This window comes from Mycobacterium intermedium (assembly GCF_002086275.1).
Taxonomy (GTDB): Bacteria; Actinomycetota; Actinomycetes; order Mycobacteriales; family Mycobacteriaceae; genus Mycobacterium; species Mycobacterium intermedium.
In genome coordinates this window covers 1-18,885 of the sequence record NZ_MVHT01000111.1, presented here as the reverse complement: position 1 = coordinate 18,885, position 18,885 = coordinate 1, and the positions used below count along the sequence as shown (strand labels likewise).

General features: G+C 66.4%; 13 protein-coding genes and 1 pseudogene. 5 read left to right on the top strand and 9 right to left on the bottom strand.

The window, feature by feature from the left end:
* Nucleotides 1–1,165 (top strand): annotated as a pseudogene (locus BST27_RS34655) (hypothetical protein); the annotation flags it as partial.
* A 25-nt stretch (nucleotides 1,166–1,190) separates the two neighbouring features.
* Here BST27_RS34655 and BST27_RS26650 read toward each other — a convergent pair.
* From BST27_RS26650 to recC, 4 genes are all read right to left on the bottom strand, one after another.
* Nucleotides 1,191–2,459, bottom strand: coding sequence for a metal-dependent hydrolase family protein (locus BST27_RS26650; RefSeq protein WP_069421483.1), 1,269 nt, complete (start codon nucleotides 2,457–2,459; stop codon nucleotides 1,191–1,193).
* A 64-nt stretch (nucleotides 2,460–2,523) separates the two neighbouring features.
* Complete coding sequence (gene recD / locus BST27_RS26645; RefSeq protein WP_069421482.1) at nucleotides 2,524–4,251, bottom strand: exodeoxyribonuclease V subunit alpha; 1,728 nt, start codon at nucleotides 4,249–4,251, stop codon at nucleotides 2,524–2,526.
* Nucleotides 4,248–7,553, bottom strand: a complete 3,306-nt coding sequence (gene recB, locus BST27_RS26640) for an exodeoxyribonuclease V subunit beta (protein WP_069421481.1) — start codon at nucleotides 7,551–7,553, stop codon at nucleotides 4,248–4,250. The genes recD and recB overlap by 4 nt, the downstream gene beginning before the upstream one ends.
* Nucleotides 7,553–10,864: an exodeoxyribonuclease V subunit gamma gene (recC, locus tag BST27_RS26635; RefSeq protein WP_069421480.1), complete on the bottom strand. Its 3,312-nt coding sequence runs from the start codon at nucleotides 10,862–10,864 to the stop codon at nucleotides 7,553–7,555. Before recC ends, recB begins: the two co-directional genes overlap by 1 nt.
* 96 nt (nucleotides 10,865–10,960) lie before the next feature.
* Here recC and BST27_RS26630 point away from each other — a divergent pair, with 96 nt between their 5' ends.
* Genes BST27_RS26630 through BST27_RS26615 form a run of 4 tightly spaced genes read left to right on the top strand, consistent with a single transcriptional unit; the run spans nucleotide 10,961 to nucleotide 13,389 of the window.
* The gene (locus BST27_RS26630) at nucleotides 10,961–11,476 is read left to right on the top strand and encodes a nitroreductase family protein (RefSeq protein ID WP_069421479.1); all 516 of its coding nucleotides are present in this window, start codon (nucleotides 10,961–10,963) and stop codon (nucleotides 11,474–11,476) included.
* Nucleotides 11,477–11,501: 25 nt separating this feature from the next.
* The gene (locus BST27_RS26625; RefSeq protein ID WP_415624145.1) at nucleotides 11,502–11,855 is read left to right on the top strand and encodes a hypothetical protein; all 354 of its coding nucleotides are present in this window, start codon (nucleotides 11,502–11,504) and stop codon (nucleotides 11,853–11,855) included.
* Between the two features lie 43 nt (nucleotides 11,856–11,898).
* Nucleotides 11,899–12,357, top strand: coding sequence for a cyanase (gene cynS / locus BST27_RS26620; RefSeq protein ID WP_443677772.1), 459 nt, complete (start codon nucleotides 11,899–11,901; stop codon nucleotides 12,355–12,357).
* 3 nt (nucleotides 12,358–12,360) lie between these two features.
* Nucleotides 12,361–13,389 carry a patatin-like phospholipase family protein gene (locus BST27_RS26615; protein WP_069421478.1) on the top strand — a complete coding sequence of 343 codons (1,029 nt, stop codon included), beginning with the start codon at nucleotides 12,361–12,363 and terminating at the stop codon, nucleotides 13,387–13,389.
* Nucleotides 13,390–13,486: 97 nt separating this feature from the next.
* Here the strand turns inward: BST27_RS26615 and BST27_RS26610 are convergent, their stop codons facing one another.
* From BST27_RS26610 to BST27_RS26590, 5 genes are all read right to left on the bottom strand, one after another.
* A complete protein-coding gene (locus tag BST27_RS26610) occupies nucleotides 13,487–13,966 on the bottom strand; it encodes a hypothetical protein (RefSeq protein WP_069421477.1) in 480 nt (159 codons plus the stop codon).
* Complete coding sequence (locus BST27_RS26605) at nucleotides 13,966–16,311, bottom strand: molybdopterin oxidoreductase family protein (protein ID WP_069421499.1); 2,346 nt, start codon at nucleotides 16,309–16,311, stop codon at nucleotides 13,966–13,968. The genes BST27_RS26610 and BST27_RS26605 overlap by 1 nt, the downstream gene beginning before the upstream one ends.
* Before the next feature lie 52 nt (nucleotides 16,312–16,363).
* Nucleotides 16,364–17,062, bottom strand: coding sequence for a crotonase/enoyl-CoA hydratase family protein (locus BST27_RS26600; protein ID WP_069421476.1), 699 nt, complete (start codon nucleotides 17,060–17,062; stop codon nucleotides 16,364–16,366).
* 52 nt (nucleotides 17,063–17,114) lie between these two features.
* Nucleotides 17,115–17,948, bottom strand: a complete 834-nt coding sequence (locus BST27_RS26595; protein WP_069421475.1) for a hypothetical protein — start codon at nucleotides 17,946–17,948, stop codon at nucleotides 17,115–17,117.
* Between the two features lie 88 nt (nucleotides 17,949–18,036).
* Nucleotides 18,037–18,753, bottom strand: coding sequence for an MBL fold metallo-hydrolase (locus BST27_RS26590; RefSeq protein WP_069421474.1), 717 nt, complete (start codon nucleotides 18,751–18,753; stop codon nucleotides 18,037–18,039).
* Between the last annotated feature and the right edge of the window lie 132 nt (nucleotides 18,754–18,885).

Here is an 18,885-nt window from a genome sequence, read left to right as displayed (position 1 = left end):
CGTCCCCCCCCCGGCCTCCGGCCCCGCCCATCGTGGCTCCGCCCGCGCTTGCGCCGCCGTTTCCGCCGTTGCCGCCATCACCACGAGTGAGTCCGCCCGTTCCGCCGTTTCCACCGGCTCCGCCAGCCACGCCGGTCGTGATGCCGGGGTTCATGCCGTTGCCACCATTGCCGCCGTTGCCGCCGTTGCCGACCGCCCCGCCCTTTCCTCCGTTTCCGCCACGCCCCGCCTCGGTGGTGTCGGAGGCACCGGTGGCGCCGGCGGCGCGGGCGGGACGAATAGTGGCAACGGCGGGAATGGTGGTAGCGGCGGCACCGGCGGGGAAGGGGGGTTGGGCGCGCGGGGTGCTACCGGTTCCACGGGCAGCAACGGCACAGTCACGTCGTTCGACGGCGGCACCGGCGGCGCCGGAGGGCAGGGCGGCACCGGTGGTACCGGTGGTACCGGCGGCACCGGCGGGGCCGGCGGTATTGCCAGGGCCAGCTCAGGAACGAACGGTGACCAGGGCGCCGGTGGAGCCGGCGGGCGGGGCGGAATGGGCGGATACGGCGGAAACGGTGGGCGTGGTGGCGACGGCCTCACGGACTTCTTCAACGCCGGTAACGGTGGCGATGGAGGACAGGGCGGAATCGGTGGCAACGGCGGAACCGGGGGAGCCGGCGGCGCCGGCTCTCAGGTGGGGGCGACCGGCGGCAAAGGAGTTGTCGGTATCGGAGGAACCGGCGGCACTGGCGGCAATGGCGGAGTGACGAATATCGGCCCTAGTGGTAACGGTGGCAACGGCGGTCGCGGAGGAGACGGCGTCGTCGTTGGTGGGGCCGGTGGTGAAGGCGGCATCGGTGGCGAAGGTGGGCAGTCGGTGAGTTCTGGCGCTAAGGGCGGCAACGGCGGCAATGGCGGCGCTGGCGGCAATGGCTTGAGCGCCGCCGGTGGCGATGGCGGCAAGGGCGGCCAGGGCGGCCAGGGCGGCCCGGGCGATTTCCTGACCCCGCCTGGGCATGGCGGCGCCGGCGGCAAAGGCGGAACTGGCGGAACCGGTAACTACGGGCCGATCATCGCTCCAGGCAGTGACGGCGTCGCCGGCGCTTCCGGAGGCGCGCCGGTTGGCGATAGCGGAGGACCCGGAGGCGCGGGTGGCGCCGGCGGGTCGGGCGGCTCACTCTGAAAACTCGGCACCCCGTCTGCTCCGCCTAGCAGGCGACCCCCTTGACCAGACGGCCTTCCTTGATGATCGCGGTGAACGCCTCGTCGGGTCTGGTGATCAGGGAGATGTCGGCAACCGGGTCGCCGTCGACCAGAATCAAGTCGGCCAACGCCCCTTCGACCACCACCCCCAGGCGTCCGGGGTAGGGGTAACGCGGTCCGCACATTTCGAGCAATTGGGCATTGTGGAAAGTCGCCTGCTGCAACACTTCCGCGGGAGTAAACCAGCGGGTGAGTTTGGCGAGCTGCGCGCCTTGACGGCTGGCCAACTTGGCGTCGAACAAGGTGTCGGTGCCGAACGCGATCTTGACTCCATGCTTGATGGCCAACTGATAAGCGGTGTCGGTGCCGGCGACCATCTCCTTCAACTTGGCGACGTTCGCCGGTGCCAGCGGCGGCTTGTCGTCGTCGTCGAGAAACGGTTGTAGACACCACCAGATGTCCTTTTCGGCGAGCAACGCGACGGTGTCCTCATCGATGAGTTGGCCGTGCTCCACGCACCGGACCCCGGCCGCCACGGCGGTGCGGATCGCGCGCGGCGTGTATGCGTGCACGGTGACGTAGGTGCCCCAATTCTCGGCGGCCTCTACCGCCGCATGCATTTCGGCCTCGGTGAACTGGGAGACGTCAAGTGGGTCGTAGGTCGATGCGACACCACCGCCGGCCATCAGCTTGATTTGCGACGCGCCGCGGCGCAGCATCTCACGTGCACCGCGCAGCACCTCGGCTTCGCCGTCGGCAATGACCGCGGCGCCGATGATCTCGGTATAACTCAGATGGCCGCAGATTCCGCGGGGAATTTCGTGGGGCAGCCGGAAGTCGCCGTGTCCGCCGGTCTGGGAGATGAACCCGCCCGCCGGGAAGATCCGCGGCCCGGGGACCACCCCCTCATCGATGGCGTGCTTCAAGCCGAACACGGGCCCACCCAGATCGCGGACCGTGGTGAAGCCGCGCAACAACGTTTCCTTGGCACTGTCGATCGCGCGCGCGAACACGTAGCCGATGTCGGCGGTCTGAGCCACCAGCGGCGAGATGGTGGTGAACACGGCGTGCCAGTGCGCGTCGATCAATCCGGGTAGCAGCGTCTTGCCCGTCCCGTCGATGGTGGTACCCGAGGTTTCCGTCGAGCCGGCGGCAGCGACGGTTTCGATCACCCCGTTGGCGATGACGACGTCCATGGGTCCGGTAATCCGGGCCGCGACGCTGTCGAAGACCTTGACGTTCGAAATGCGTAGCTGGTTTGTTTCGGTGACCACCCGACCAGGGTAGAACCAGCGCCAGACCCCGGGGCCAAGGGCGTCGGCCCAAAACGGTGCGCGCCTACTGCTGCAAGCGCATCCGCAGGCCAGTTGCGCGGAGCGCCCGGCGCTCGATCGCGCCGCGCACCTCGGCTTCGCGTCCGACCACCCGCACCCTGTTCTTGGCGCGCGTGACCGCCGTGTAGAACAACTCACGCGTCAGCAACCGGGAGTCCGTGGGCGGCATCAGCACCGTGACCTCGTCGGCCTGGCTGCCCTGGCTCTTGTGAATGGTCATCGCGTGCATCGTCTCGACGTCGGACAGTCGGCCGGTGCCGAAATCAAGCTTTCCGGAGGCCCCGGCGATCACGGCGCGCAGGCCGTCCGGGCCGGACACCACAACCCCGGTGTCGCCGTTGTACACCCGCAACCCGTAATCATTGGCCGTCACCAGCAGGGGACGGCCGGCATACCACTGCGTCCACGGCGGTTGCCCGGTCTCCTCCGCAAGCCAGATTTCAGCCTGCCGGTTCCAGAACTGCACGCCGAACAGTCCGCGCCGGTGCGCACACAGCAGCCGGTGTTCGTTCAGCGTGGCCAGTGCGGTATCCGCGGCCCCCAACAGCGCCGCTTCGCGCAGCCGCAGCGCGTGCGGAACCACCACCGCTCGAATCTTTGCCGTCGGATCTTCGTCCTCGATGAACTCGATATGGTCGTCACCCGAACGCAGCAGTGCGAGTGCGTAATCCGCATCGCCGCTCTTGATCGCGTGCGCCAACTCTGCGATCGACTTCCCAAACCGGTGCGAGGTGCGCAGCGCCGCCACACGCACGTCGTCTCGCGCCGAGAGGCCGTCCACCAGATCCGCCAGCACCGCGCCGGCCTCCACGGAAGCAAGCTGGTCGGCGTCACCGACCAGGATCAGCCGCGCTCCCGGTCGAACCGCCTCGACCAGCCGGGCCATCAGCGTGAGCGACACCATCGAGGTCTCATCCACCACGATCACGTCGTGCGGTAACCGGTTGGCGCGGTCATGGCGAAACCGTGCCGACGTACCCGGTTTGGATCCGAGCAGGCGATGCAGCGTTACCGCTTCCAGGGGCCCCAGCCGTGCGCGGTCGGCGACGTCGAGGTCGGCCAATTCCTCTTGCACGGCCTCGGCCAGCCGTGCCGCGGCCTTTCCGGTCGGCGCGGCGAGCGCAATCCGGGGCCGGTGCCCAGCCGCCAGGTCGGCTTGCTCGGCGACCGCAGCCAGCAGCCGGGCGATCGTGGTCGTCTTGCCGGTACCGGGACCGCCGGTCAGGACGGTAACGCCTTGCACCAGCGCCGTTTCCGCCGCTTGGCGCTGCTCCTCATATCCGGGAGGGAAAAGTCGCTGCAAGTCGGGCAGCTCCGCCTTTGGTCGCGAGGACAACAAGCCCAGCAGGTCGCGGCACACCTGCTCTTCCTCGCGCCAATATCGGTCGAGGTAGAGCAGGCGGTCGTCAAGCAGATGCAGCACGGGCGGGGTGTCGCACAAGGGACTCGCTCGTACTGCCGACAGCAGCTGCGCGCTATCCGGCAGGGGCAGGTCGGGGAGTGCGGGCGTGGTGATGTCGGCGATCGTCGTGAGGTCCACACACACCGATCCGCTGCGCAGGGCCCGCACCGCGAACGCCACCGCAAGCGCCACCCGCTCGTCGTTCTCCTTGCCCAGTGCGCAAATACGTTGCGCCACATGGATATCAGCGACATCGAAGATGCCGGCCTCGTTGAAAGTGCGTAGCAGACCGTCAGCCCTTACGGCGAGTTCCGCGTCGGTGACGGTCATGCCGGCCTCGCATCGAGCAGATCGGAGAGCTCCGTTATCAACGGCGCCGGTGGAAGCCAACTGAAGACGCCCGCCGGGTGGCCGTGGAGCGTCGGGGTTTCGGATCCACACATGCCGCGGACGAACAGGTACAGCACCCCGCCCAGGTGTTGCTCGGGGTCGTAACCGGGCTGTCGCCAACGCAGAAAGCGGTGCAGCACAACGTTGTACAGCAATGCCTGCAGCGGATAGTCCGAATGCAGCATCGCTTCGACCAGTCGGGGAAACTCGTAGTCCGCCGCGGTCGGGCCCAGATTGTTGGTCTTGTAGTCCACGACGAGGTAGCGCTGTTGCGGTAGCCGCAACACCACGTCGATCGAACCCGACAGGTACCCACGCAGCGACTGGCCGGCCAACGGAGCCGACGTCAGGCGATCGGCGTAGGAGACGAGCGGGTCGTCTTTGCGCAAGTGCGAACGCAGCAGCTCGCCCATGTCCGCCAATGTCACGACGGGCGCGCGGCGGCGCCGGTCGCCGCCGGTGAGCGGGATCTCGAAGTCCATCTCCCGCAACCGGTCCCGCAGCCCAATATGGCGTAGCGTCAATCCGTCGCTCAACGGTCCGAGCTGGGTGTCGTGCATCGGGATCAGGGCGTTCGCCAGATCGGAAGGGGCGACGCCGACCGGCCACCAGGGCAGGTGCCGGTCCGCCTGCTCGCGGAGTTCGGCGGCCAAGTCCGCGGCCTGCGGGTCGGCGGACTCCAGCACCGCGTGCACCAGCGACCCGAACGTGGCGCCGGACGGCATCTCGGCGAGCGGGGAGGGCAGTGCGACGGCGGCGTCCGGGCTCGGTTCGGTGCCCACGCTGGCGTCCAGGGCGTCCACCTCGTCGTCGCGCACGGCGACCTCCGGTTCGCTGACGACGCCAGCGCTCGTGGTGGCGGTATCGCGGTCGCGGACCAGTGCCGAATACGACGTTCTGCGCCACGTGGTGTCGATGGCGCGGTGAAAGTGCCTGACGGCCAAGTCTTCGACGATGGGCGCCACGTCCGGGGCGGCGGCAGCGGCGATCTCCGACACCTCCACCGTCGGGCCACCGGCTTCCTGCCACCGGCCGAAGATTTCCAACGCCTCCTCGTCACTGATGCGCGGCGCGCAACAGTCAGGCACCTGTGCTTCGCCGATACCGCGACCACGCAGTAGCCGGGATAGCCCGCCGTTGACTTCGTCCCTGGTTGGCGCCCACCACGCCACCACCTGCGACTGTGCGCGGGTAAGCGCGACATAGGTGAGTCGGATGTTGTCGCGGGCCGCCTCGATGCGGTTGCACTGTTCGACCGCCTTGCGTGCAGTGCCCTTGGTCCCGCCGATGTACAAGCAGCGAGTTTCGGACTCGTCGTGATAGAGCAGGATGTCGTCGCTGCGAACGAAGCGATTGAACATGAACGGCAAGTACACGATCGGGAATTGCAGACCCTTGGCCACGAACACCGTCATGATCTGTACCGCCGCGGCGTCGCTGTCCAATCGGCGGCTGTGTTCGATCGTGCCGCGCGACGCCTCGCACTGCTTGCGCAGCCAATCGCGTAGCGCTGGAAGGCCGTAATGTTCCCGGTGGGCGGTCTCGTGCAACAGCTGCGCGATGTGCGCCAGGTCGGTCATGTGTCGCTCACCGCCCCGCTGTTGCAGCACTCGCCGGCCCATGCCCGCGAGGTGCGCCGCCTCGAACACCGCCGCGATACCTCGCTGTCGGGCTTGCTCCACCCATAGCCGCAATGTGCCGGCCACCCGGTCGGTGAGCGCATCCTCCTCCGCGGCAAGGGTTTCCGCTGTCTCACCGAAGAACATCGTGCATGCTGCTGCGCGGACCAGTCCACTGCGCTGCGGTGCGTCGAACGCTTCCAGCAAGCACAGCCAATCCCTGGCCGCCGCGGACGCGAATACGTCGGTGTCACCGGTGTAGATCGCCGGGATGCCGGCCGCAGCCAACGCGTCGCGGCAGGCCCGCGCATCTCGGTGATTCTCGACGATGACCGCTAGGTGTCCGGCGGCGATCGGCTGGCCATCGAAGGTGGCACCGCTGGCCAACAAAGATGCGATATCGGCGGCCAGATCCTTCGGAATGTGGCGACGCAACGCGTCGATCGGCACGTTCGCGGTGCCGCTGTAGCCGACCGCGGAGCGTGGCACCACCCGCAATCGGAACGGCGCAGGGTGCGGCGCGCCGGCCAACCGATGTCCGTCGTGCTGGGCGTCGATCTCGCGCACCACGATCTCGGGGTGACCCAATGTGGCGCCCTGCATTACGGTCTGCAGGCTCTCTACCAGCGCACGGTCGCTGCGCCAGTTGATGCTCAGGGTGTAGCGGTTGTCGGCCTTGCGCGCCGCTTGCAGGTAGGTGTGGATATCGCCGCCGCGGAAGCCGTAGATGGCCTGCTTGGGGTCGCCGATCAGGACCAGCGTCGAGTGACCGCGGAACGCGCAGTCGAGCACGCGCCACTGGATGGGGTCGGTGTCCTGGAACTCGTCGACCAGCACGATCCGCCATCGTCGCCGCATCCGGTCCCGGGCCGGCGAGTCCTCTGCCTCAAGGGCTTTCGCCAGTCGAACCAGTAAGTCGTCGTAGCCGAGGATCCGCAGTCGCCGCTTGCGGTGCTCGAGCTGTTTTTTCAGCTCGTCGGCAAATCGCAACCGGACCTCGGCTTCGCTGCCCGGTTCGGGGTCGAGCGGTCGCAGTTGCGCGCACGGGTCGCCGACGACCTCCCGAGCCAGGGTGAGGGCCTGCGCGTACGTCAGCAGGGGAGTGTCCTCCTGACGACCGAAGTGCCCGAGGTAGAGGTCGTTGACGATCTCGGTGACCAGGTCGTCCAGATCCTCCTGAAGGGTGAGGCCGGTGTCGGTATCGCCAACCACACCAAGGGATTTCAGAACTGAGCCACAGAACTCATGGGTGGTGGCGATGGTTGCTGCATCGAAGTTCGCCAGCGCCGCGCGCAACCGGGCGCGCCTACGCTTGAGTTCGACAACCGGTACTTCCCGGTCGCCCGCCAGCAGATGCTTGACCAGGTCGTTGGCCGGTGGCTTTCGGCCGTCCAGGGCCGCCACCGCGTCGACCATCTGATCGCGGACCCGCTCGCGGAGTTCACGGCTGGCCGCGCGGTTGAACGTGATCAGCAGCATTTCGTCGAGGGTGACGTCCGTCTCGGCAAGGTAGCGGGTGACCAATCCGGCCAACGCAAATGTCTTGCCGGTGCCCGCGCTGGCTTCCAGGACGGTGGTGGAACGTGGTGTGGGCAGTGGGCCCAGCAAATCGAACCGGTCCATCAGCGCGGTGGCCCTTCGGAGGATAGTTCGCAGTCCAACAGCGGCAGCCACAACCGCGCCGCCAACGCACCCAGTCGAGTGTCCTCGCCTTCCATCTCCTCCCCGGGCTGCGGCGGGACCAGCAGCACTTCGAACGCGGGCCGGTCGCCCCAGACGCGTTGGTGCGCGCGATCGGCCTCGTCGCCGCGCCGATAATCGTTCGATGCCCACGCTGCTCGCGCGGCGGGGTACGGGTCGTCGCCGTCGCGGCGTGCCAATGCCCACGCGTAGGACGTGTTCAAGGGCAGCGGTAGTGGTTCGCGCCGGCCCGCGTCATAGATCGACACCAGGTCGCGCAGCACCGCCAATGGGTCGACTGGAGGCGTGAAGAGCTGTTGCGCGATACGGTTCCGGCTTTTGCTGCGGCCGATGCAGAGCGTCGACCAGCCACGGTCCGGGTGTTGCGCGGCCAGCGCCAGCAGGTTGATCCAGGCGGGCAGAACATGTTTGGGCGCCAATCTCGAATACGTCACCGACACCATGTGTTCGGTGTACACGGGTGAGACGGTGCCGGTGAGGTGGCGCCCACTGCCGAGATCGACGTCGATGTTGTAAGCGTCCCCGTCACCCTTTCGGTGTCGCAGTGCGGCCACGGCCAGTTCCCGCGCGAGATCGCGGATCTCTGTCGCCTTGCGCATCCCCAGCCGTCCCGGCGGGAGCGTGCCGCGGCGCCACTCCGCGTTCGCGGCGGTATCGGGATGCATGCCGCGAAGCATGTCGCGCAGCATCCGGTCGCCAACCGTCCATGCCTCAAGGGGCTCGATCTCGACGGGCATGGCGTCTGCGACCGCATCGACATCCCAGGGCAGGGTGTAGTCGAGGGCCCGGAAGAAGCCTTTGACCGGATCCTTGAAGAAGTCGGTCAGGTCTGCCAGGGTCACGTCGCCCGCGGGTGTGGCAGGCAGCGGTTCAGAGATGAAAGACTTTGGTGTGCAACGGGTTCCGGTGAGAGCCTGGGCGGCGGCCAATGCCGTGGGGTCGAAGGTAAACGGCTTGCCGGGGATCAGTGCACCGGGTGCCACGTTCTTGCGGTCGAACGGTTGCAGCGGATGTCGGACGACGATGCGTTCGCGGACCGGCGCCGACGTCGTCCGGTCCAGCGCGTCGAGCAACTCGGCGAGGGGTACCGACGGGGGACGCGGGTGGCCACTGTGTTCGTCGGCGCCGGTGTAGGTGATCACCAGCGTTTCGGTTGCGGCGCAGATCGCGTCGAGCAGCAGTTGACGGTCTTCGGCGCGGATGTCGCGCTCGCCGGTCATCGGTTCGCGGGCCAGCGCGTCGTCGCCGTCGGCAACGGTGTGCCGGGGGAACGACCCGTCGTCGAGGCCGACCAAACACACCACCCGGTGCGGTACCGAACGCATCGGGACCATCGTGCAGACCGTGAGCGTGCCGGTGCGGAAGTTGGCCCGCGTCGGTCGTCCGGCCAGGTAATTACCCAGCAACGCCGATACGTCGGCTAGCCGCAGTTGGGTTGCGGCACGAGCGCCCGCCTGCCGCACGACATCGGCGAATTCGCGCTGCAACTGTGCTTCCTGCCACGCCTCATCGGACCGGGTGAGCAGGCGCACCCCCGTAGTGAGCGTTTCCAGCCAATCGGTCAATGGCTTTGTGCCACTGAGGCTTTCGCAAGTCTTGTGTAGACGCTCGACATACTCGGCCAGGCGGCCCGCCAGCTCCACCTGGTTGCTGCCCACATCGTCGAGCGGCAGTGCGGTGTCCAGCCAGGCCTGCGAGTCGTCGGACATTGCCACGCCGGTGAGGATGCGGTCGAGGCCGAACCGCCAGGTGTTGTGCACAAAATGGTCCAGCCCGTATGGCTGGCGGTGAGCCGGGTCGAACCCCCAACGGATGTTCGCCTGGCGCACCCAGTCGGTGATGGCGTCGAGGTCGTCGTCGGTGAAACCGAACCTGGCACGCACCGGCGCGGCGTGGGCGAGGTTGAGCACCTGGCTGGCGGTGGCGCGGCTGCCGGCGATGGTGAGCAACTCGGCGGCGACGCCGAGCAACGGGTTGGTCTGGATCAGCGCCCGGTCAGCGAGTTTGACCCGCAGCCGGTGGGCGGGGTGGGTGTCGCCCGCGACCTCACCGAGCCCGAAGCCGGCGACGATCAGGGGTGCGTACGTTTCGATATCCGGACACATCACCACGATGTCGCGCGGCTCGAGAGTGGGGTCGTCCTGGAGCAGGCCGAGCAACACCTCGCGCAGCACGTCGATCTGGCGGGCGGGGCCATGACAGGCGTGGACCTGCACCGAACGGTCGTCCTCACCCAGCGACCGGCCCTCGGCGTTGATGTTGTTGGCCGCGATGTCCGCCTGCAGCCATCCCAGCAAGGTGTCGGATTTGGTTGTGCCACCGATAAACTCGTCGGTTGCCGGAGTAGCCGGCAAGGAGCGCTGCAACTCACGAAGGTCGCGGCCAAGGGTCTCCAGCAAGGGATGTCTGGCGGCGCGGCCGCTGGTGTCGGCGCGTCGCGGGACCGCTCCCTTGAGGTCGTCATCGCTTTGCAGGGCCCGCCACAGATCGTCGCTGGGATGCGGCAGCCACAGGTGTAGGTCGTGATGGGTCGACAGGGCGTCAAGCAACTCGATGTCGGTGCGCGGCAGCCGGGTATGCCCGAACAGGGACAGCCGAACCGGCAGGTCCGTGGGCGCTTCACGCAGTCGAGCCAGGGTCTTGGCGTGGCGGACATGAGGCGGATCGGCCGACACCCGTGCCACCAGCGACCGCCACAACTCCGGCTGCCAGGCCAAATCGGCATCGAGGTCGCCAGGTGGGTCGCCGGAGCCGTCTTCCAGCCATCCGGCGAGCAACTCCGGGCGTTGTCTGGCGTAGGAGGCGAACAAGCCGGCGAGCCGGCGGGCCACCGCATAGCGGCGCCCCTTGCGCAATTCTGCTTCCGCGCCGGTGTCGAAGTGTCCCAGGTGTTTCGCCAACGTTTGGCACCACGGCTCGTCGAGGCTGGCGTCGATCACCTCCAACAGCGGCCAGGTCATGGACTCCGGCGACCAGGGATCGTCGTCGGCGGTCCCGGTGATCTCGGCGATCAGCGACGCGGGATTGCGGAACGATACGCCCGCGCACACACCGTCGCCGTGCACGGCCCCGAGGATGTGCGAAAGCCGCTGACTCAGCCACCGTTCCACACCCCGGGCAGGCACCAGCACGAGCTCTTCGGCGAACGGGTCAGCCAGGGGGCTGGCCAGCAGGGCGCCGAGCCCGTCAGCAAGGACATCGGTGCGTTCGGCACGATGGAGATGAAGCGCCATTGGCCGTCACCATAGACGCCGGGTCCGACAACGGTGGCAACATGGTCGGGGCGGTCGGGGTGCCCCACTCAAGTCGGCCCTTACGGGAGGAACGCGATGGAAACCTGGGACGCGATCTGTGCCCGGCGCAATGTGCGCCAGTACCTGCCGAAGCCGGTCCCCGAAGCTGACCTGAAACGTGTTGTCGAGGCCGGTTGGCGCGCGCCGTCGGCAAAGAACCGTCAGCCGTGGGATTTCGTCGTTGTCACCGATCACGGTCAATTGCAAGAACTTTCGACGGTCTGGCGGGGCGCGGGCCACATTGCCTCGGCGGCGGCTGCGATTGTGTTGGTGGTGCCGGTGCCGCCGGACGACCGGCGCAGGCTGACCGATCAATACGACGTCGGACAGGCGACGATGGCGATGATGATCGCGGCCACCGACCTGGGTATCGGTACCGGGCATTCGTCGGTCGGGGATCAGGAGAAGGCCCGGTCCATCCTGGGTGTCCCCGACGATCACCTGGTCGCGTTCATGCTCGGTGTCGGGTACCCGGCGGATCGTCCGCTTACCCCGATACGCAAGCCGGACCGTCGGCCCTTTGACGAGGTTGTGCACTTCGGACGTTGGTGACTTGCGTGCCGCCCGCGTTGGACGCATGGTGACTCGCGTGCCGCCGCCGATGGATGCCCGGACCCGGAGCACGGTGATCTGGAACGTCATCGGCTACCTGTTGTACGCACTGCTGCTTGCCGCCGGCGCGTTGTGCGTCTGGGTCTCGTTCTTCTTCGCGATGGCGACCGACGCCTGTCACGATTCGGCGTGCGACGCCAGCTATCGGGTGTTCCCGGCGATGCTCACGATGTGGATCGGAGTGGCGGCCGTCTTGGTGACGACGCTGGTCGTCATGGTGGTCAAGTCCACCCGCGGCAAGATCGTGGCGGGCTGGCCGATCGTCGGACTGTTGGGGCTGGTCGGAGTATTCGTGTTGGCGGCCGTGATCCTGCACTGACCACTCGGTGCGCATCCTGGTCGGCTCGGCAATGCTGGTGACTATGAACAGACACGAGATCACCGAACAGATCGTGGTAAACCGCCTGGCGAGAGGCCTCAGTTGGCAGCAGCTGGCCGACGCCATCGACAGGCCGCTGTTGTGGACAACCTCGGCGTTGCTCGGTCAGCACCCCATTCCGGCCGAGCTCGGCACCGTCCTTGCGGAGCTGCTCGGTCTGGACGAGTCGGCAGTGCCGATACTGGCGGCGCCGCCGATGCGAGGCGAGCTGCCCAAGGTTCCTACCGACCCCACCATCTACCGCTTCTACGAAGCGCTTCAGGTCTACGGCGGCGCCATCAAGGAAGTCATTCACGAACAGTTCGGCGACGGCATCATGAGTGCCATCAACTTCAGCATCGACCTGCAAAAGAAGCCACACCCCTCGGGTGACCGTGTCGTGGTGACCTTGGACGGGAAATTCCTCCCCTACCAATGGGTTTCGTCGCAAGATGCGGAGTAGCTGATGGCAACGGAGAGCCCAGCCAAGCCGAAGCCGGTGGATCTGGTCTTGTCGGGTGGGGGTGTCAAAGGCGTCGGGCTGGTGGGTGCCGTCGTGGCCCTCATGGACGCGGGCTACTCCGTCAAACGGGTCTCTGGCGTTTCGGCCGGTTCGCTGGTCGGCTCCATCCTGGCGGCCGCCTCCAACGGCGATCAGCTGACCACCGCGCAGATCAAGGAAATGGCGCTGACTCTGCCGTACCCGAAGTTCCGCGACGCCGGGCCGGCGGGGCATCTACCCGTCGTCGGGCAGGCCTGGGGCCTGGTAAGAGACAGCGGCATCTACCGCGGCGACTTCGCGCACCAGTGGATCCGGAGCGAGCTGAAGAACCTCGGGGTGACAAAGTTCGGCGATCTGGCCCTCAACGACAAGCAGATGCCGGAGGAGCGTCGCTACCGGCTGGCGGTGACGGTCACTGACATCACGACCGGGCAGTTGGTGCGGCTGCCCTGGGACTACCGCAGGATCTACGGATTGGATCCCGACGAGCAAGTAGTCGCCGACGCGGTCCGCGCCTCGATGTCCATCCCCTTCTACTTCCGTCCGGTCACCCTGACCAGCGCCGACGGGCTGACCTCCACCTTGGTGGACGGCGGGGTGCTGTCGAACTTCCCGATCGACTCGTTCGACCGTCTCGACGGGAAACCACCCCGCTGGCCCACGTTCGGCATCACGGTGCTGCCCAATCTGCCCGAAGGCAACGATCAGGTGATTCCCGGGATCGGCGCACTGCGCCTGTTGGGGCCGCCGTCGGTACTCCTAGAACAGCTGATCACCACCATGTTCGTCGGACGTGATCAGACCTACCTCAACCAGCCGTGGGTCAGTGCGCGCGCGATCCGGGTCGACTCCACCGCCGTCAACTTCCTCGACTTCAACATCTCGCGAACAGATGCCACCGCGCTCTTCGGCAAGGGCTACAAGGCCGCCGAGGCGTTCCTCTCCACCTGGAACTGGGTGAAATATCTCGAACGGTTCCGCCAATATCACTGAGGCGACCACCGGTTCCGTGTCAAAATCTCCAGCAGGAGGAGGCGCCGGTGTGACGCGGTTGCCGAGACTTGGTTACGGCAACCGCATCACCCTCGGATCAACTGGTAAGTACCTGTGGCGACAGTTCCTTCAGCATCGCATTGGCCCAGCGCATCTGGCGCAGCGTCTGGGGATGGCACCGCGAGGCGAGGTCGACGAGTTCCCAGTCCTTGGCGGCCTGCCCGGCTTGGCCCAGTAGTTCCCAGTCCAACGACACTCCGGCGGCCAACCGGTGGAGGTGCCGCAGGTCGGCGAGCAGCATCAGGGCGGGTTCTGGACGACGCCGAAGCAGCTCGCTGACTCGCGACTGAGCGAGGCCGGAAACCGTGCCGATGCGCGGGTTGGGGGACAGCCGCAGGCCGTAATGGGGTCCATGGCCGGCCAGTTCTTCGAGATGGTGGTAGGACCAGTGCGCCAGGTCGTGGGCGACGTGACAAATGTCGTGGTCGTGGTGGTGCCGCGCCGCGACGCTATTGAGCGCGCGACCGAGCTTTCGCTCGGAGCGATAAAGTTCGCGGATCGCGAGCTTGAGCTTCATCAGGCCTCCCGAGCGGTTGGTCTCGGTGGACCGGGCGGCAGTACGCGGGCCGCCGCGGTCTTGAAAATCGGCTGCTTGGAGACCGGGTCCCAATCGGTGAGGGTGAGTTCGTTGCCCGCACGGTGATGGTTGCGGGGGTCGGGAGCATCCCAGTAGCCGTAGTGGAAGGGGACGAACACCACTCCGTCGCGGATGGCGCTGAGTCGTGCGGGACAGGTGATCATGCCGCGCGGGGTACACACCTGGACGTGATCGCCGTCCTCGACCCCGAGGCGGCCTGCGTCGGCGCGGGAAATCTCGACCCAGACTTCCGGTGCTGCCCGCTGCAGTTGCGGTGCCCGAGCGGTTTTCGTCCGGGTGTGAAAGTGATAGACGGTGCGGCCGGTGATCAATGCGAACGGGTAGTCGTCTGACGGCCTTTCGTGCGCCGGCAGGTATTCGGCCGCTTTGATGATGGCCTTGCCGTGGGGATTCATCGCGCGGTATTCGGTGGGTTCCAACGGCGCGCCGGTGATCAGGTCTTTGCCGTATGCCTCGCAGTAATCGGGGTGTGCCCAGAACTTGCCATCGGCATAGAGTCGTTCGGTACCGCTGGGGTTGTCCCCGTTGCACGGCCATTGGATGCCGCTACCCCCGCGGAGCTTGGCGTAGCTGAGCCCGGAGTAGTCGCACGGCCGGCCGGCGCTGCACTTCTTCCATGCCTCGAACGCTGATTCCGCGTCCGTCCAAGCCGGGAGTGGCTGGTTGTCTTTGTCGCGGAAGTCCATGCGCCGGGCGTAGTCGAGAAAGATATCGAGGTCGCTGCGTGCGGAACCCGGTGGCTCCACAGCCTTTTCGGAGAGATGCACGGTGCGGTCGGCGTTGGTGAAGGTACCCGTTTTCTCGCCCCATGCCGCCGCTGGCAGCACTACGTCGGCCAACTCCGCGGTCTCGGTCAGGAAGATGTCCTCGACCACGACGAACAGGCGTTCCTGTGTCAAAATGTCGCGAATTCGCCGCAACTCGGGCAGCGACACCGCCGGATTGGTTGCGGTTATCCACAACATCTTCAAACTGCCTTCTTGGGCGAACCGGAACATCTGCATCGCGTGCGTCGGCGGTGCATAGTGTGGAATCTGTTGCGGCTCAAGGTTCCACAGCTGGGCGAGGTCCGCGATGTGGCTGTCGTTGGCCCAGTTGCGAAACCCGGACAGGTCGCCGTCGGCGCCGCATTCCCGGGTGTTCTCCGCGGTCGGTTGCCCGTTCATTTGCAGCACGCCGCAGCCGGGCCTGCCAAGCATGCCGCGGATCAGGTGGATGTTGTTCACCTGCACGCTGGCCGCCGTTGCCTGGTGCGACTGGTAGAAGCCCTGCAGGACCGTCGACAACAGCCTCTCGGCGGTGCCGAGAAGACGTGCAGCCGCGCGGATGTCAGTCGCGTCGAGACCGCAGATATCGGCGGCTCGCTCCGGCGGAAACTCTGCGACCCGGCGTTGCAGCTCGTCGTAACCGACCGTGTTGGTGGCCACATACCCGTGGTCCACCCAGTCGTTCCTGATGATTTCGTGCAGCAGCGCATTCATCAACGCCACGTTGGTCCCCGGCAGGGGCGCTAGATGTACCGTGGCCCGGTCAGCCACCGGGGTGGTGCGCGGGTCGACACACACGATCGCCGGGGGAGCGCCGCCGGCCAGTCGGTCCAGCATTCGTGCCCACAACACCGTCTGTGTTTCCGCGACGTTGTGCCCGAACAGCGCGATGACGTCGGCGTGATCGACGTCGGTGTAGGAGCCCGGCTGGCCATCGCAACCGAAAGATTCCTTGAGCGCCTCGGCCGCTGTTGCGGTGCACAGCCTGGTGTTGCCGTCCACGTGGTTGGTTCCGATCGCTCCGTGCGCGATCACCGCCTGGGTGTAGTACTCCTCGAGGAACAGCTGGCCCGAGGTGTAGAAGCCGATCGAACGGGGCCCGTGATCACCTAGCAGCCGCTTGCTGTGCGCCACCACTCGCTGCATGGCGTCATCCCAGTCGGTTGGGCGTAGTTCGCCCTCGACACGGACCAAGGGCGTGGTGAGCCGGTCGGTGGATGCGTTTGCCTGCCAGCCGAATAGGTCCTTGGGATCCAGCCGGCCCCGGTTGACCCGGTCTGCTCCGCGGCCGCGGACCCCGACGATGCGGCCGTCCTTGACGGCGATATCCAGACCGTCGCCGTTGGAGTGCAGCACCGCAGCCGACTGTGCCCAGCGGTCCACGGACTCAGGATCGACGCCGTCGGCGAGGAATTGGTCAGTACGTTCTGGCCATTGCTCGCCTGCTCCGTACGGAGTCCTGGCTCCCCATGGCTCGGCAATGCGGTCCGCCGCCACCATGCACGGTGGCGTACCCGCGGCCGGGCTCCTGAAACGCCCGGCTACGGCGTTAGAGCCCGAACTCCTTCTCGATGCTGTCGATCCCGGCCCGGATGCCTTTGAGAGCGTCGGCGCGGGCGCGCAACTTCGTGGCGGCATGGGCCCGCTGGTTCAGGCCGGCAAATTCCCGGGCCGCTTCCTCGGCGCGGCTCACCACGACCTCGGGCAACGCGATCTCGTCGACGAACCCGGCGGCCAGTGCCGTTTCGCCGAAAAACGTCTTGGACAGGCCGGCGGCCTGTTGGTATGCCGACGGTGTCAACCGCAGCTTCAAGATTTCCAGGGCCGCGTACGGGATGGTCAAGCCGATCGCAACTTCGTTGGCCTGGATGTTGTAGGCGTGCGCGGCGATCCGGTGGTCGCCGGAGGCCAACAGGAACGCCCCCATGGCAATGGCCGGTCCCGTGCAGGCCATGACGACCGGCTTAGGGTAGGACAACAGCCGGTACGCCAGCTCGAACCCGCCACGCAGCATGTCGATAGCCGGCTGCAACTCGCCGCCGGAGGTCAGGATCTTCAGGTCGAAGCCGCCGCTGAACACCCGCTGATTACCGGTGATGACCAGCGCTTTGACGTTGTCCCGGTCGGCGTTGTCGATCGCCTCGTTGAGCGCCTGCTGCATGGTCGGTCCGAGGGCATTCACTTTGCCGTCGTCCATCCGGATTACCGCGATGTGCTCGTCATGCGTGTACGTGACAGGACCGCTCATGCGCGTTACTCCTTTGTAAGGGCTTTCGAAGCGGGCGGTGTGTCGTATTGAATCAGACTCGCTGACCGCGGTGTTTGCCCAGTTCTTGTTCCGCATCACCCCAGCGCAGGCTGACGTCGGTGGGTTCGTCGAGTTGCCGGGTGCGCCACCGGTCCTGGGTTTCGGCGACAGCGCGGTTGATCCGCTCGATCTCGCTGCGGAACACGTCGGGACGTGTTTCCTTGCTCGCGTAGTGGAAGTACGTCAGCAGGCTGCGCAGCAGTTCCAGCTTCTGCTTCTCGCGCTTCGCCAGGTCGTGCGTCGTCATCAGTTCGATGCGCTGAACGGGTGGTAGGGCATCCCAGTCCAGCACGACTTTGGTCTCGAGCTGACGTCGACCGCGGTCCCAGAACCGCCAACCACGTGGCCGCTCGGGCCGGTCGTAGTAGATCACCGTGCCGGAAAACCGGGTCTCGATGCCGTGCCCGATCTCGGCGCGGTCGAGCGCCGAATCCCACACCATGCGCCACTCCTGACTGGGCGCCAGCGTCGGCAATTCGCGTGGAAGCTGCAGTTCGACGACGTCGGCGTAGCCGTCCGAGGCGTTCTCGTACGCGGCAACCGTCGGCGGGTTGGGAAACTCGAACCGGATGTCGTAGGCCGCGGTACGGCCGAAGTTCCGGACGACGAGTTCGATAACGTGCCAGTCCGCGACATGCGGCTCCATCAGCATGGAGACGTAGGGGCGGTTTTGCTCCAACGCCAGTTGACGGTTGCGTCGCAGATGCCGGGTGATGACAAGCAGCGCGATCACACCGATGGCCAGGGCTGCCCAGGCGGCCCACGCCAACCAGGTGGTGGGCCCGACGTCAGTGATTCCCTGCCAGCTACCTTGGATCCACGCCATCGAAGCCAACCCTCTCGCTTACGTCACAGTGGTCTGGCATTTCTGCCCTGATCCTAGATGGCCGGGCTGCACTCGGCGTTGCGGCGTTTCAACCACCCATCAGCATTCGCCACTGGTCAAGATTCCTGGCGCGGTAGACGTAATTGGTGCGTTTCACCTCGGACAGCGCGGCGCTTGGCTCGGCCGAGTACCAGTGACCGGGATAAACCGTAGGGTCCCCGGGCAGTGCCGCAAGCTGCTGCAGGCTGCGGTAAATCTCGTCGGAATCGCCGCCCGGGAAATCGGTGCGTCCGCAGCCCTCGAGGAACAAGGTGTCGCCGGCTACCAGTCGGCCGTCGAGCAGGAAGCACTGGCTGCCCGGCGTGTGCCCCGGGGTGTGCAGCAACTCGATGTCGATGTCGCCGACGCTGACCTTGTCGCCATGTTCGTGGGCGGTCAAATCGCTTAGTGGTATGCCGGTGATGCGCGAAACCCAAAGCGCTTCATGGGTGTTCACATGCACCGGCACGGTGACCCGCTCCATGAGCTCGGCGAGTCCCTTGAGCTCGAAACCCATCATCGAGCCACCCACGTGGTCCGGGTGGTGGTGCGTAACGAGCACCCCTGACAAGTGCATGCCGTCGGCTTCGAGCGCGTCGACCAAATCTCCGGCGGCGTAGGCGGGATCGACCACCACGCAGTCGCCCGTTTTGCGGTCTCCGATCAGGTAGGCGAAGTTGCGCATTTGCATGGCGATCACGTCGCCCGCGGCGAAATCGCGACCTGAAAGCAGTTGGCGGAAGTAGAGCCGATCTGAGTCTGACACGCCAACAGCGTATGACCTGCCGGCTCGGTTCCGTCTCCCGATTGGACCCGGACAAGGAGCAATGATCGAAACCTGTGGATGAGCCTTGATGAGGTGGCGTGAAAGTGGGCGCACCTTCCCGAGGATGATCAT

Coding starts and splice junctions, on each gene's coding strand:
- recD (WP_069421482.1), bottom strand. CDS start 4,251: ATGACCGTCACCGACGCGGAACTCGCCGTAAGGGCTGACGGTCTGCTA.
- recB (WP_069421481.1), bottom strand. CDS start 7,553: ATGGACCGGTTCGATTTGCTGGGCCCACTGCCCACACCACGTTCCACC.
- recC (WP_069421480.1), bottom strand. CDS start 10,864: ATGGCGCTTCATCTCCATCGTGCCGAACGCACCGATGTCCTTGCTGAC.
- BST27_RS26630 (WP_069421479.1), top strand. CDS start 10,961: ATGGAAACCTGGGACGCGATCTGTGCCCGGCGCAATGTGCGCCAGTAC.
- BST27_RS26625 (WP_415624145.1), top strand. CDS start 11,502: ATGGTGACTCGCGTGCCGCCGCCGATGGATGCCCGGACCCGGAGCACG.
- cynS (WP_443677772.1), top strand. CDS start 11,899: ATGAACAGACACGAGATCACCGAACAGATCGTGGTAAACCGCCTGGCG.
- BST27_RS26615 (WP_069421478.1), top strand. CDS start 12,361: ATGGCAACGGAGAGCCCAGCCAAGCCGAAGCCGGTGGATCTGGTCTTG.
- BST27_RS26610 (WP_069421477.1), bottom strand. CDS start 13,966: ATGAAGCTCAAGCTCGCGATCCGCGAACTTTATCGCTCCGAGCGAAAG.
- BST27_RS26600 (WP_069421476.1), bottom strand. CDS start 17,062: ATGAGCGGTCCTGTCACGTACACGCATGACGAGCACATCGCGGTAATC.
- BST27_RS26595 (WP_069421475.1), bottom strand. CDS start 17,948: ATGGCGTGGATCCAAGGTAGCTGGCAGGGAATCACTGACGTCGGGCCC.